The sequence below is a fragment of the Rhodococcus sp. DMF-1 genome (genome assembly GCF_021441945.1).
In the GTDB taxonomy this organism is placed as follows: Bacteria; Actinomycetota; Actinomycetes; order Mycobacteriales; family Mycobacteriaceae; genus Rhodococcus; species Rhodococcus ruber.
Window position 1 is genome coordinate 5,266,611 of the sequence record NZ_CP090442.1, and the last position, 14,130, is coordinate 5,280,740.

Here is a 14,130-nt window from a genome sequence, read left to right on the forward strand (position 1 = left end):
CGAGCCAGGACAGGGAAGCAGGCCGACATGGACGAATCGACCGGGAGAGAGCGATGAGCGGGCCGGTGATCGACCCTCGCCGTCACGACGCGGTGATCTTCGACCTCGACGGAGTGGTCACCGACACCGCAGCGGTCCACGCCGCGGCATGGGCGGAGCTGTTCGACCGGTATCTCTCCCAGCGCCCCGACCACGACGGTGAGAACCACCGCGAGTTCACCGACGAGGACTACCGCAAGTTCGTCGACGGCAAGCCGCGTGTCGACGGCGTCGCGGACTTCCTGGCCTCGCGCGGGATCACGTTGCCGTGGGGGAATCCCGACGACGGCCCGGACATGGAGACCGTGTGCGGTCTCGGTGCCCGCAAGGACGAGATGTTCCGGGAGCGCATCCATCGCGACGGGGTCCCGGTGTTCGAGTCGAGCGTCGAGCTCGTGCGCCGGGTGCAGAAGGCCGGACTCGACACCGCGGTCGTCACCTCGAGCCGCAACTGCACGCTCGTGCTCGAATCCGCCGGGCTCGCGGATCTGTTCGGCGTCCGAGTCGACGGCGTGGTCTCCGACGAACTCGGGCTGCCCGGCAAGCCCGACCCCGCAGCCATGCTCGAGGCCGCCCACCGGCTCGGGGTCCGCCCGGCCCGGTCCGTCGTCGTCGAGGACGCGGAGGCGGGCGTCGCCGCGGGCCGACGCGGTGGATTCGGGCTCGTCGTCGGCGTGGACCGCGTCCACCATCGCGAGGAACTGCAGCGCCGCGGCGCCGACGTGGTGGTCGAGGACCTCGCCGAGCTGGCGGTGCGCACCGGCGACCGCCGGATGTCCCAGATTCCGGACGGCCTGGCCTCGTTCCAGCAGCTGACCGCACTGCTCGGCAAACGCCGGCCCGTGGTCTTTCTCGACTTCGACGGCACGCTCTCCGAGATCGTGAACGATCCCGCAGCCGCCACGCTTCTCGACGGCGCGTCGGCGGTGCTGTCCACGCTGGCGAGCGAGTGCACCGTCGCCGTCGTCTCCGGGCGGGACCTCGCCGATGTGCAGACCCGCGTCGGTCTCCCGGGACTGTGGTACGTCGGAAGCCACGGCTTCGAGCTGGTCGGCCCCGACGGGCAGCACCGGCAGAACGACGCGGCCCTGGCCGCCGTGCCCTGCCTCGAGCGGGCCGCCGCCGCCCTGCAGGAACGGCTCGACGACGTGCCGGGCGTCGTGATCGAGCACAAGCGGTTCACCGTGGCCGTGCACTACCGCAACGTCCCCCCGGACCGCGCCGACGGACTCGTCGCCGATGTGCGCGAGATCGCCGCTGCCGAGGACCACCTCCGGGTCACGACCGGTCGCAAGGTCGTCGAGCTCCGCCCCGATGTCGACTGGGACAAGGGCCGCGCCCTCGAATGGGTGCTCGAGCACGTGCGCGACGAGGACGACCCGATGCCGGTCTACATCGGGGACGACATCTCCGACGAGGACGCGTTCGACGCGCTTGCCGGCACCGGGCTCGGAATCGTGGTGTGCCACAACGAGGACGGTGACCGCCGGTCGGCAGCGCAGTTCTCGTTGGACGGTCCCGAGCAGGTCCGCCGACTGCTGCAGCAGCTCGCCGAACTGTGGGGCGGGAACCAGGAGGTCGGTCCGCGCCACGACGCCTGGACGCTGTACTTCGAGGGTTACGATCCGCCGGCCGAGAAACTGCGCGAGGCCGTGTGCACCGTCGGCAACGGGTACTTCGCCACCCGTGGCTGCGCCCCCGAATCCCACGCCGGCACCGTGCACTACCCCGGCACGTACGCCGCCGGGATCTTCAACCGCCTGACGGACGAGGTGGCGGGTCGCACCATCGACAACGAGAGCATGGTGAACCTGCCGAACTGGCTGCCGGTCACCTTCCGCATCGACGGCGGTGAGTGGTTCGACATCGACGCCGTCGACGTGCGGGAGTACTGCCAGTACCTCGATCTGCGCCGGGCCGTGCTCACCCGGCGGTTGCGTTTCCGCGACGCTGCGGGCCGCAGCACGACGGTCGTGCAGCGACGGTTCGTCGCGATGCACCAGCCGCACGTGTGCGGCCTCGAGACGACGATCGTCCCGGAGGACTGGACGGGGCGGCTCGAGATCCGGTCGGAAGTCGACGGCTCGGTCCGCAACACGCTCGTCGAACGCTACCGGCACCTCGACGGCAACCATCTGCGGCTGCTGCACACCGCCCGGCTGTCCGAGGACTCGGTGTGTATGACGGTCCTGACCAACCAGTCCCGGATTCCCGTCGCCGTGGCTGCCCGCAGCACGCTGTGGCGCGACGGCGAACGCGTCCCCGCCGAGTACACCCTGCTCGATTCGGGAGGACGGGTCGGACACATCATCGCGCTCGACGTGGCGGCCCACCAGCCCGTGACCCTGGAGAAGATGGCGACCCTGTTCACCGGGCGTGACCTGGCGGTGTCCGAGCCGTCGGAGGAAGCGGCCCGCTGGCTGGCCCGCACGGGACGCTTCGAGGAAACGCTCGAAGGACATGTTCTCGCCTGGGTGCACCTGTGGGACCGGGTGGACATCTACCTCGGGGGCGACGGCGAAGGTCTGCGCATCGTGCGGTTGCACCTGCTGCAGATGCTGCAGACGCTGTCGCCGAACACCGCGGAGCTCGACGTCGGCGTTCCGGCGCGGGGGCTGCACGGGGAGGCGTACCGCGGGCACATCTTCTGGGACGAGCTGTTCGTGCTGCCGGTGCTGAACCTGCGGTTGCCGGGACTGACCCGCTCCCTTCTGCGCTATCGGTACCGCCGGCTGGACGAGGCGCGCCGCGCGGCGCGGGAGGCCGGTCACACCGGCGCGATGTTCCCGTGGCAGTCCGGCAGCGACGGCCGTGAGGAGAGCCAGCAGGTTCACCTCAATCCGAAGTCGGGACGGTGGAATCCCGACGCGAGCTGGCGCCAGCATCACATCGGGGTGGCGATCGCGCACAACGTGTGGCAGTACTACCAGGTGACCGGGGACCTCGGGTTCCTCGCGGATTACGGTGCCGAGATGCTGGTGGAGATCGCCCGGTTCTTCGCCGACATCGCCACCTACGACCACGCCCGCGACCGGTACGTCATCCGGGGCGTCATCGGCCCCGACGAGTTCCATTCCGGTTATCCGGACGCGCCGTTCGACGGTATCGACAACAACGCCTACACCAACGTCATGGCGGTCTGGGTGATCCTGCGCGCCCTCGACGCGCTGGAGATCATCCCGCTGCGGATGCGCACCGAACTGGTCGACACCCTCGGTCTGACCGCGCGCGAGACCGCGCGCTGGGAGGATGTCAGCCGGCGTATGTTCGTGCCCTTCCACGATCAGGTCATCAGCCAGTTCGAAGGCTACGGGGACCTCGCCGAACTCGACTGGGAGGGATACCGGCGCCGGCACGGCGACGTCCAGCGCCTGGACCGGCTTCTCGAGGCCGAGGGCGACGACGTCAACCGCTACCGCGCGTCGAAGCAGGCCGACGTGCTCATGCTGTTCTACCTGCTGTCGGCGGACGAACTGCGGGAGTTGTTCGAGAGGCTCGGCTACGAGCTGACTGGTGAGACCATCCCGCGGACGATCGACTACTACATGGCACGGACGTCGCACGGGTCGACGCTGAGCGCGGTCGTCCACTCGTGGGTACTGGCCCGGGCACACCGCGGTCAGGCGATGGAATTCTTCGACCGCGTGCTGGCGTCCGACATCGCCGACATCCAGGGCGGCACCACGTCGGAGGGGATCCATCTCGCGGCCATGGCCGGCAGCGTCGACCTGCTGCAGCGTTGCTTCTCCGGTCTCGAAGCCCGCGGTGACCGCCTGGTCTTCGGCCCGCAGTGGCCGGAGGAACTCGGTGTGCTCGCCTTCCCGATCTTCTACCGGGGACACCACCTGCAGGTGCGGATCTCCGGCCGTCAGGTCGAGGTCAGTGCGGGCGCGGGCATCCAGCGGCCGATCGAGATCGAGTGCCGGGGCCGGGTCGAACGCCTGCATCCGGGCGACACGGTGCGGATGCTGTGACGATCCGGGAGAAGCTCAGAGCGGGCTTTCGAGCCACGAGTAGTCGACCCCGACCCAGCCGCCGGCCAGACTGAGGGTGCCGAGCAGCCACAGGGTCATGACCACGATCGCGCCGGTCGTGAGCGCTCCCGCACCCCGTACCACCAGCGACTGTTGTCCGAACCAGTGCATGAAGCGGTCGTAGCGGCCCCGCGCGAAGTGCAGCAGACGGTGCGCCCAGGCGAACTCCGAGGCCAGGATCCCCAGGCCGGCGAAGACGATGAGCCAGCCCGGGCCGGGATAGGGGATGGCCACGATGCCGGCCAGGAACACCAGTGTTCCGAAGGTCCCGACGGTGATGCGGTACGTCAGGTTCAGGGAGGGACGCCGCTCGATGCGCCGCCGCCAGCGGAGCCATCGCTGCTTCAGCCGGCGCAACGGGGATACCGGGGTCCGGGCCTCGGCCCGGCCGGGCGAAACCGCGTGCCCACTCCGTCCTTCACTCACGATCTACCGAGCCTGCTTCTCGTCATACCAGGTTGCCGTGCACGGCAGGGTCGACCTTCAGTCTACCGGTGACCGGCGGTCACGGCGGGGCCCGGGAACGCGGACCTGCACGTCGCGGGCCGGTCCGCCGGCCGGTCAGGCTGCCGCGACGTCCGTCGGAACGGGACCGGCGGCGGTGAGCCGGTCCAGGTAGGCGGTGAAGACGGCGCCGAGTGCCACCGCGGTGTCGATCGTGTCGAGCCCGTGTATCGCCCCGACGAAGCACTCGTAGACGAGGGCGGCCGCCTGCGACGGGAACAACCCGCCCTCGTCGGCGGTCAGCGCCCGCGCCGCGTCGTCCACGCTGCTCGCCACCGTGCGGGCCACCGATCCGTGCAGCGGCACGTCGGCCGCCGCAGCGACCAGGGCGTCCGCGAGCGCGGAGGAGGGGAACGCCACCGCGGTCGGCGCGATCACCCGACGGAACATCGTTACGTTCACCATGTCGAACCTCCCGTGGAATCTCCCGAGCCGTTCGGTCGAGTGGTACCCGTACGGGCACGCTGTACACAGTGCCGCAGGGGTCCGACAACTTCGGCTGCCGACGAGTCATGCCGTCAGGACACGGCGGGCGGCGGCGCGTCCGGCGCGCATGAACTCCGGCCAGTCCCGGGTGCCGAGGAACTGCCGGTAGAAACCGACGCCCCGCACCTTCGCGTACGGCACCGGCTCGATCATCGAGACGCGCGAGGCCGCGCGCAGCCGCGCCAGGTTCTCCCGTGCCAGCTCGACCTGCTGGGACGTGCGGACCTGAGCGGCGATGTAGAGGATGCTCGCGCGGCGTTCAGCCCAGCCGGTGGCGTCCTCGCCTTCGAAGCCGGGCGGGTAGAAGCCGTTCACGGCGAGGGTGACCTCGCACGGCTGCTCGAGGTCGAGCAGCGGGTGGACGGGGAAGATGTCGACGATCCCGCCGTCGCACCAGTGGAACCCACCGAGTGCGACGGGGGCGACGAACAGCGGCAGCGCGACCGCCATGTGCACGGCCCGGGCCACCGACAGGTCGGGATACGTTCGCGGCCCGAGGTACTCGAGGCGGTTCTGCTCGATGTTCCAGATCGGCGCGTAGGCGGGTACGGGCAGCGCGGCGAGCGTCATGTCGCCGAGCAGGCGCCGGTACGTGGCCTCGAGCGCGTCGCCACGCAGGATGCCGGCGAAGCCGCGGCCCACGGTCGGTGCGACGGTGAGCAGGCGTCGCCAGTCGACGTCGATGTAGTCCGCGGGGTCGAGTGCGAGGGTGAATGCTGCGGCCTCGTCGGCGGGGACGCCCGCTGCGATCGGGAAGCCGAACAGCGCGGAACCGGAGCACAGCGAGACGACCGACGGCCGGATCCCGCCCTCCTCCAGTGCGCGGGCCACCCCGACCAGCGATGCGAGCGCTCCGCTGCCCCCGGTCGCGGCCAGCGCGATCCGATCGCCCTCCCGGACACGGACCCGGAAGGGCTCGAACGCGGGAAACGGATGCAGTTCCCGGTCCCATAGGCCCGACGGCCGCTGCAGGGCCGCCCGCGCGCCGTCGACGAGGAATCCGGTGTCGGTGCGCACGCCGTCGACCACGTCCCGACCGCGGGCGAGAACGTCGAAGTACTGGCGCACCCGGAAGATGTCGAGGACGGTGTCGAGCATGTCTCGACTGTGCGCGCGGGCCGCGGCGCGGACCAGGGTCCTCGGACCCGAATCCGAGGCGACCTACGGTGCGGCGGCGGGACGGGGATGCGGCGCAGTCAGCGTCCGGGCACGGGGCCCGGTGAGGTCGCGGCACGGAGCTGATAGCGACGCTCGGCGTAGTCCAGGTCGTCGCGCCACAGCCGGGTGGCCGTGCGCTGCATGAGGGGGCGGAGGGCGGCGGCCGCGCGCCGGGTGGCCATGCCGAACCCCGGGCGGGGGGAGTCGGCGACGACGGCCTCGACGATCGCCGTCCGGGGACGGCCGTCCGGGCCGGTGCCACGCGGGGTCGCGTGGGTCTCGACCACGCTCCCGACGCCTTCGCCCGAGACGATGCGCATGACGACGGTGCGCGGTTCGGGGCTGGTGAATTCCGCGCGGACCGGAACCCCCATCCGGCCGGCGACCCGGAAGGTGACGTCGACGACGAACCGGTCCTCGTCGCCCGGGCTGCCGTGGGTGGAGGGTGCCTCGACCACCTCGAGGCGGGCGAACGAGTACGGATGGAACCAGGCGCCGTGCCACGGGTCGAGGCGGTTGGCGACGATGTCGGTGGGTTCGCACACCCCGACGAGGGTGGCGACGGCTGCGATGCGGGAGTCGGCGGTCGGACGCTCGGGGACGACGGGCAGTTCCGTCGGTGTCTCCCCGCCGACGTGGTCGAGCCGGACCCATACGAGCACCCCGTCGTCGTGACTCGGGAAGGGTTTCCAGCCGTACGCGCCTGCGGCGTCGATGCGTAGACCGTGCCAACGGCAGACCAGCGCACCGCAGTCCACCGCTGCCAGCGACATCGGCGCGCCGAGGTGGGGGCACGCGCCGGGGCCGACGATCACCTGCTCGCCGTCGCGCCAGGCGACGAGTTCGACATCGGCGACGGTGACGCCGAAGGGACGCTCCGCACCGATGTCCCGGCTGGCGGCCACGACGTACCAGTTGCCGGAGGGCCGGCGCTGCGAGCGGTCGAGGACGGCGTTGATCAGCTCGGGGCGGGCACCCCGGTAGGTGGGCGCCTGTGCGGCCCAGCGGTCCGGATCCATGGGCTGGACGGGCCAGGTGGCGGGCCAGCGACGGTACAGCGGATCGAGCACGCTCATGCGGGGCGCCTTTCCAGGGCGGCGAGCCGGCGCAGGACCGTCGAGCGGCCCCGGGTGGGAACCGTGTACAGGTCGTGGCCGGCAATGCCCCATTGGGCGAGAAGGGCATTGGCGGCCTCCCACCCCGTGGTGGCCGCGCGTTCCATGAGGGCCACCGGCAGGTCGATGCGGATGCCGTCGCCGGCGAGCATCAGCCGCTCGTGCGGGGTGCGGACGGTGGGCCGGTGCGCGAAATCGCCCACCCCGAACAGGGGGCAGTCCTGGCGCCACAGCGTGCGTTCCTCGACGACGCGGGCGGCGGCGGTCTCGGGGTAGATCGCGTGCAGGCGCGCGAGCACCTGCGCCTGCACATCCTCGGGCGAACGCGATTCGCCGACTCCGTCGCCGGTGGCGGCGTACGCGTGCAGTTCCACGACCGAACCGCCCGTGCGAGCGGCCCAGCCGCGGGCCTCCTCCTCGTAGCGGTCGAGCACGCTGATGTTGTCGAGCGGGCGCAGGCCGCCGGTGCCGAGGAATGCCGGGCGGTCCGTGGCGACTGGGCGATCCAGCCAGAGCCGCTGCACCAGGAACGGGGGAGCGGACCGCAGGTGCTGCACCCGCGAGCGCCACCCGGAATCACCGAGATCGGGCGAGGCGTCGACGAGGGCGCGCAATCCGGCCACGTCGAGTGCGAGGACGAGGCCGTCGGCGTCGGTGCTGCCGCCGGTGTCGTCGTGGATGCGGAAGGTCCGGGTGCCGCCGGGTTCGATGCCGGTCACCGCGGTGGCGGTCCGGATGCGCGCGCCGTGGCCCTCGAGATACCGGCCGAGCGGTCCCCACAGGGCGGTGTCGAAGTTGCCGGTGGCGACGTCGAACAGCAGGCCCTCCGCGGAGCCGAGGAAGTAGATGTGGAACATCGTGGCCAGCTCGGCGGCCGACATCCCGGCCGGGGGCGCGAAGAAGCTGCGCGAGAACACCTCGAACGCGAGGTGATTGGCCGCCTCCGGAAAACGGATGCGCTGCAGGAAGGTCTGGGCGTCGACGTCGTCGAGCCGGTCGTAGATCTCCGGCACGGACACGGTCGCGAGCGGGGCCGCGGCCCGCACGTCGATGCGCACCAGATCCTGCAGCCGGAACGTGGGACTGCGCAGCGCGAACACCAGTGCGTTCCACGGTGGGGTGTTGGGAATTCCGCGAAAGGTGTCGCGCCGGCCCGCGCCGTCGACGAGCGGATAGTCGTCGACCGCCGTCAGCCGCTGCAGATCGGGGTCGGTCCGTCGCAACAACCGGCGCAGGTTGTAGTACTGCCGGAAGAAGGCGTGGAACCCGCGGTTCATGGCGAGTCCGGTGCCGTCGTCGAGACGTTCACGCCAGCCGCCGACCCGTCCGCCCAGGTACGCCTCGCGTTCGAGCACCTCGACTTCCACGCCGCGCTCGGCGAGCGCGGTGGCGGCGGTCAGTCCTGCGATGCCGGCGCCGACGACCACCACGCGGGGCCGCTGCGGCAGATGCCCGGTGTCGGGCGCACCCCTGGAGGCGGGGTGGTGGGCGATCCGCGGGTCGCTGCCGACGGCACCGTTCATGTAACTGCCTCCTGCGGCGCCGGTGGGACCGGCCGTCGTGGTCGAACAGTGGCGAGCCCGAGCCTACCGCGGTGATGTCCGCCGCGACGGCCGACGAGCTCAGCCGCGCAGGCGTGCCGCGTGGGACGCGACAGCTTCGAGATGCTTGTCCGCTGTGCTCAGATCCAGATGGGCGTCGCTGAGGCTGTCGATGACCTCCCGCAGGTTGGCCTCGCCGGTGTCGTCGTCCGCCGCCGGCTCCACCATGTCGAACGCATCGGCGAGGGAGCGCACCCGCCGGTCCAGGGCCCGCAGATCCGTGCGCAGTTCGGCGACCTGCCGGAGGAGATCGTTCAACGTGCTCCCTCTCCGTGTGTGTGCGGCCGGTGATCGCCCGGGCGCGAACATGCCGCCGCACGCTCACGGTAAGCCGGACCGGGTGGCGTTCGAGGCGGAACGGGCGCTCGGCTCACGGCACGGGGACCGCTCAGGACCGATCGGGCCGGTGTCCGGCACGGAAGGCTCAGGCCGGCCGGGTCGCGACGGCATAGACTCGGCTGAGCGCATCCGGAGCCGAACCCGTACGGCCCCGGGGCCGGTGGAACGGCTGAAGCCTCGTCGGACGCGCACTCCGTCGAGCGCGCAGCCGGGTGGGAGAACCGTGAACAGACACTCCGCCCTGTCCCTTCTGGTCCTGCTCTGCGTCGCCGGTTGCACGGACCGCGGCGGGCCGCGGGTTCCTTCGTCGCCGCCGGCGACCGTCCCGGCGGCCGCCGCGTGCGACGTCGCCGAGAGCGCCGGCCATCGCTACGTCTCCTCCGTCGGTCGCAACGGCCGCTACTTCGAGGATCAGCACGGTGACCCGATTCTGATCCGCGGGGACTCGCCGTGGTCCGGCATGGCGGACTGGTCGCCCGAGCAGGCCGAGCTGTACTTCGCGAATCGAGCAGCGCACGGGTTCGACGCGGCCCTCGTCTCCGTGATCGCCGACCCCGACAACGGCGGGCCGAACGAGAACGGAGCCACTTTCGACGGCATCGAACCGTTCGTCGGCGGCGACATCACCGCATGGAACGAGCCGTACTGGGAGCGCGTCGACGAGTACGCCCGAATCGCGTGCCGGTACGGAAACACGTTGTTCCTGTATCCGATCGACGGGTGGAACCTCTCGGGCGTGTTCGCATCGGCCACTCCCGAACAGGCTGCGGTCTACGGCCGGATGATCGCCCAGCGATACGCCCGGTTCCCGAACATCGTCTGGCTGACCGGCGGTGACTATTCGCCCGACACGGACGACGCTGCCGCCGGGGCCGAATCGGACCGGGTACTGCGCGCCGTGCTCGACGGGATCAGGGCGGCCGGCTCGGACAGGCCGTTCTCGATACAGCTCGGCCCCCAGAAATCGCTCTCCACGGACAACCCGTTCTGGGAGCCACTGGTGGACTGGAACTTCGTCTACACCTACCTGCCGACCTACAAGGCCGTGCTGGACGGGTACGAGCGACCGGCAGGCGTCCGGGATCCGCGTCCTGCCGTGTTCGCGGAGGGCAACTACGAGGGCGAGAACAACCAGCCCGAGACTGCGCCGACGACCGACGAGACGCTTCGCCGCCAAGCGCTGTGGGCGTTGACATCCGGCTCCCCGGGGGAGTTCCGCGGCTCCGACGACTGGGAGTTCCGGGACGGCTGGGAAGCGCGTCTCGATACCCCCGCCGTCACGCAACTCCGAGCTCTCCGTGACCTGTGGGCGTCGTGGGCGTGGTGGCAGTTGGTGCCGGACGTCGACGACCCGTTCGTCCTCGACGGGCGCGGGACCCGCGCGACGGACGACGAGACGGTGGACGTCCTGGACAACGACTACGTCACCGCCGCACGCACGCCGGACGGCGCCCTCGCCGTCGTCTATGTGCCGACGGAGCGGACGATCCGGCTCGCGCTCTCCCTGATCCCGCAGGGAGCGAGCTACGCCTGGATCGATCCCGCCGATGCCGCAGCGCCCGCGTTGCCGGCGCAGGTGGACCGGGACGGAAACGTGTCCACGCCGGGAACGAACGTCGGTGGCGCGGAGGATTGGCTGCTGGTGGTCACCGGCTGATGCGGGCTACGGGGTGGCGGGTTCCGGCCGACCGCCGGAACTGCCGGAACTGCCGGAACCGTCGGTAATGCCGGATATGCGGCACGTTTGCCTCTCCCGGACCCGGGTAAGCGGGGGGCGTACGGCTGGTGGAGATCGACGACCATCGGCGACCGCCGGTGACACGGCGGGACGGCCCGGCACAGGCAGGACCGTGCAGAAGTGCCGGCCGTATTCCCGATCCCCTCGGAAGGACAACACTGATGACGTACAGCGGATACCCGGACCCGGGCGGACGGAGCACCGACCCGCTCACCGAGCAACCCTTCACCTCCCCGGACGGTCCGATACCGGAGCCCCGGCACCGTCTCGACGAGTATCGGACGGCACGCGGCGAACCGGACGATGCGTCGTCGGCGCAGGTCGCGCAGGAACAGGCCGGCCGGGTCGCCGGGCGAGCCGCGGACGCAGGCCGGGAGGTGGCCGGAACGGCCGGCGATCAGGCTGCCCGCGTGAAGAACGAAGCGACTGCGCAGGCCCAGGACGTGCTGCGGCGCACCCGGGACGAACTGACCGACCAGGCCGCTCGACAGCAGAAGAAGGTTGCCGAGGGGTTGCGCACGCTCGGAGCGCAGTTCGGTTCGATGGCGCGCGACTCGGAGCAGCCCGGCATGGCCGGTGACCTCGTCCGCCAGGCGGCCGACCGAGCCGACACCGTCGCCTCCTGGCTCGAACAGCGGGAGCCGGGTGGAGTCCTGCACGAGGTCAGCGGTTTCGCCCGGCGTCGACCGGGGGCCTTCATCGCCCTCGCTGCGGGAGCGGGATTCGTCCTCGGCCGGCTCGGTCGCGGACTGAAGGACGCGGACTCCGGATCGGGTTCCGCGACAACACATTCCTCCGACCCGGCTTCTCCCGCGCCTCATTCGCCGACGGCGCAGTCCCCAGGGGTCGCGCACCCCGGGTTCACCGCCGCCGATCCCGGCGCCGGCGGGCCCGCCGGATACGCGTACCCGGCGCAGGGACCCGGCACGTCGGCGCCCGGAACGTATCCTGCGGGACCCGCGACGGGGGCTCCGATGCCCGGCGGCTACTCGGCGCCGGGGACGGGCACCCCGCCGCCCGGCGGATATGCACCGCCGCATCCCGGTGGGGAGGTGCGGCCGTGACTCTTCCTCCCGCAGAACACAATCGAGCCGGCGACCAGCGCTCGCTGGGCGAGTTGCTCGCCGATGTCAGCGGTGACCTGTCCACCCTGATGCGCCAGGAACTGGCACTGGCGAAGGCCGAGGCCACCCAGACCGCGACCCGTGCCCGCAAGGGCGCCGGCATGCTGGCCGGCGCCGCGGTGGCGGCGCACTTCGTGCTGCTGTTCCTGTCCATCGCCGCATGGTGGGCGCTGGGCAATGCGATCGGCCGCGGCTGGTCGGCCCTCGTCGTGACCGTCGTGTGGGCGGTCGTCGCGACGCTGCTGGCCGTGCTGGGACGCTCGGAGCTGGCTCGCGCCAAAGGACTTCCCCGCACCACCGAAACCCTTTCCCAGGTGCCCGGAGCACTTGCCCCTCATCCCCAGGAGAAGCGATGACGAACACCGACGACCCGGATCGGATCCGCGCCGAAATAGACCGTACGCGACGCAGTCTCAGCGCCGACGTCGACACGCTCGCCGATCGGGCGCGGCCCTCGACGATCGCCCGGCGCAAGGTCGGCGGGATCGGCGGCTCGCTGTCCCGGATGCGGGACAGGGTCATGGGCACGGCGCAGGACGCGACGTCGCAGTTGTCGGACACCGGCCGTTCGGCCGTGTCGTCGGCGACCGACGCGGCACGCGGCGTGCCCGCCACCGCGCAGCAGCAGGCGCAGGGCAATCCCTTGGCGGTCGGGCTGATCGCGTTCGGCGCCGGCCTCGTGGCGGCCGCGCTGGTGCCCGCCAGCCGGTCCGAGCAGCAGGCCGCCGTCGCGCTGAAGGAGACCGCGGAGCCGGCATTGCAGGAAGCTACCGACGCTGCCAAGGACACCGCTCAGCGGCTCGCGCAGCCCGCGCAGGAGGCGGCGCACGCGGTCGCCGACACGGCTCGGGATGCCGCGACGACCGTCGCCGAGGAAGGTGCCGGCGCCGCGCGCACGGTGCAGGGTGACGCACGCGACGCCGCACACACCGTCCGCGACCGGCGCTGAGCTGAGCCCGAAACGTCCCGCCCTCGGCCGGAGGGCGGGACGTTCGCCATGCAGGCCGGCGCGTCGTCGTCGCGGAAGAAGTCGTCGCGGAAGAAGTCGTCGCGGAAGAACACGATCCGGATCGCCGTGCCGAGTCCTCGGCGCTCCCCGAGGCCGGCCCCGCGACGTCAGATCATGACGGCGGCGACGGCCACGGCCACCAGAACGGATACCGCGATCGCGAGTCCGAGCAGCACCGAACCGGTGACGGCGACCGTCATGGCTGCCGCTACCGCGCAGGCGACGCCCGCCGTGCCGGACGTGTGCCGCAGACGCGAGCGGGACTCGTCGGCCTCGTCGTTATCGGTCGGTAACCTGTGCCGACCCTCGAAGGTATGGATCACGATGTACCCCCTGCCGTACCACAATGTGATCGCTCTCACATTATGCACTGATTTGTATCGCATCACAAAACGATGTCGCCAGTCGAACGCGTATCGCGTTCGTTGCGGCGCCTCCCGGGTTCGTGCACCCGGGGTGTGGATTCCGTCCGAGCGGGGTATCGGATACGGAGTCGGCAGGAAAGGAGACGGGCGTATGGAGTCGGAACGGCAGGGCAACGACGAACCGCTGGTTGCACATCCCACGATGGCTTTCGTGCTGGACGGCATACTGATTCTGGCCGTGGCGGTGGTGGGGCTGTGGATGTTCGGTTCGCTGCTGTGGGCAGTACTCGGTGGGATCTTCTGCGCGGCCACACACCTGGTGTGCCGGGCGACCGGGCATTGCGGTGCGCCCTCGGCGGCCGTCGCGCAGGCGGAATCGCAGCAGTCGATCCCGGTGACGAGCGCGGAGGTCGCACAGGCGGCCTGACGTTCGATACCCGTCTCGACGCGCACCCCGGCAACTGCTCCGACGGTTCCGCACCGGCAGCCCAGCTCGAGTTCCACGCTCTCCCGTGAAGACGCCACACCCGTTCCCGTCGACCGTCATGGACGACACCGGCACGAACGCCGCGGCGCCTTCGCCTCCCGGCCGGCGGCGCCGCACCGAGACCGCGTCCT

At 71.1% G+C, this 14,130-nt stretch carries 13 protein-coding genes; 6 read left to right on the top strand and 7 right to left on the bottom strand.

The features are described 5' to 3' along the window. Nucleotides 1-53 precede the first annotated feature (53 nt). Nucleotides 54-4,013 (top strand): trehalose-phosphatase, encoded by a 3,960-nt coding sequence (gene otsB / locus LZP97_RS24155; RefSeq protein ID WP_048773377.1) that lies wholly within the window; start codon nucleotides 54-56, stop codon nucleotides 4,011-4,013. A 15-nt stretch (nucleotides 4,014-4,028) separates the two neighbouring features. On the opposite strand, the gene LZP97_RS24160 is transcribed toward otsB, so the two are convergent. The 6 genes from LZP97_RS24160 to LZP97_RS24185 form a co-directional block, all read right to left on the bottom strand. Then, nucleotides 4,029-4,430: a TIGR02611 family protein gene (locus LZP97_RS24160; protein WP_010594536.1), complete on the bottom strand. Its 402-nt coding sequence runs from the start codon at nucleotides 4,428-4,430 to the stop codon at nucleotides 4,029-4,031. A gap of 204 nt (nucleotides 4,431-4,634) precedes the next feature. Then, nucleotides 4,635-4,982 (bottom strand): hypothetical protein, encoded by a 348-nt coding sequence (locus tag LZP97_RS24165; protein ID WP_172603504.1) that lies wholly within the window; start codon nucleotides 4,980-4,982, stop codon nucleotides 4,635-4,637. Between the two features lie 105 nt (nucleotides 4,983-5,087). Beyond that, the gene (locus LZP97_RS24170; RefSeq protein WP_017680931.1) at nucleotides 5,088-6,161 is read right to left on the bottom strand and encodes a patatin-like phospholipase family protein; all 1,074 of its coding nucleotides are present in this window, start codon (nucleotides 6,159-6,161) and stop codon (nucleotides 5,088-5,090) included. Between the two features lie 98 nt (nucleotides 6,162-6,259). Beyond that, nucleotides 6,260-7,297, bottom strand: a complete 1,038-nt coding sequence (locus LZP97_RS24175; protein ID WP_048773376.1) for a DUF5914 domain-containing protein — start codon at nucleotides 7,295-7,297, stop codon at nucleotides 6,260-6,262. Further along, nucleotides 7,294-8,859, bottom strand: coding sequence for an FAD-dependent oxidoreductase (locus LZP97_RS24180; protein WP_017680930.1), 1,566 nt, complete (start codon nucleotides 8,857-8,859; stop codon nucleotides 7,294-7,296). The genes LZP97_RS24175 and LZP97_RS24180 overlap by 4 nt, the downstream gene beginning before the upstream one ends. Nucleotides 8,860-8,958: 99 nt before the next feature. After that, on the bottom strand, nucleotides 8,959-9,195 hold the full coding sequence (locus LZP97_RS24185) for a hypothetical protein (RefSeq protein WP_010594530.1): 237 nt from the start codon (nucleotides 9,193-9,195) through the stop codon (nucleotides 8,959-8,961). A gap of 304 nt (nucleotides 9,196-9,499) precedes the next feature. On the opposite strand from LZP97_RS24185, the gene LZP97_RS24190 reads away from it, so the two are divergent. The 4 genes from LZP97_RS24190 to LZP97_RS24205 all read left to right on the top strand — a co-directional run bounded on the left by LZP97_RS24190 (nucleotide 9,500) and on the right by LZP97_RS24205 (nucleotide 13,087). Continuing rightward, a complete protein-coding gene (locus LZP97_RS24190; RefSeq protein WP_017680929.1) occupies nucleotides 9,500-10,933 on the top strand; it encodes an apiosidase-like domain-containing protein in 1,434 nt (477 codons plus the stop codon). Nucleotides 10,934-11,175: 242 nt separating this feature from the next. Beyond that, nucleotides 11,176-12,078, top strand: coding sequence for a hypothetical protein (locus LZP97_RS24195; RefSeq protein ID WP_040273799.1), 903 nt, complete (start codon nucleotides 11,176-11,178; stop codon nucleotides 12,076-12,078). Further along, complete coding sequence (locus LZP97_RS24200; protein WP_010594527.1) at nucleotides 12,075-12,494, top strand: phage holin family protein; 420 nt, start codon at nucleotides 12,075-12,077, stop codon at nucleotides 12,492-12,494. Before LZP97_RS24195 ends, LZP97_RS24200 begins: the two co-directional genes overlap by 4 nt. After that, nucleotides 12,491-13,087, top strand: a complete 597-nt coding sequence (locus LZP97_RS24205; protein ID WP_040273802.1) for a DUF3618 domain-containing protein — start codon at nucleotides 12,491-12,493, stop codon at nucleotides 13,085-13,087. The genes LZP97_RS24200 and LZP97_RS24205 overlap by 4 nt, the downstream gene beginning before the upstream one ends. A gap of 167 nt (nucleotides 13,088-13,254) precedes the next feature. Here the strand turns inward: LZP97_RS24205 and LZP97_RS24210 are convergent, their stop codons facing one another. After that, nucleotides 13,255-13,470 carry a hypothetical protein gene (locus LZP97_RS24210; RefSeq protein ID WP_040273804.1) on the bottom strand — a complete coding sequence of 72 codons (216 nt, stop codon included), beginning with the start codon at nucleotides 13,468-13,470 and terminating at the stop codon, nucleotides 13,255-13,257. Nucleotides 13,471-13,663: 193 nt separating this feature from the next. On the opposite strand from LZP97_RS24210, the gene LZP97_RS24215 reads away from it, so the two are divergent. After that, nucleotides 13,664-13,939 carry a hypothetical protein gene (locus LZP97_RS24215; protein WP_010594524.1) on the top strand — a complete coding sequence of 92 codons (276 nt, stop codon included), beginning with the start codon at nucleotides 13,664-13,666 and terminating at the stop codon, nucleotides 13,937-13,939. Nucleotides 13,940-14,130: the final 191 nt, after the last annotated feature.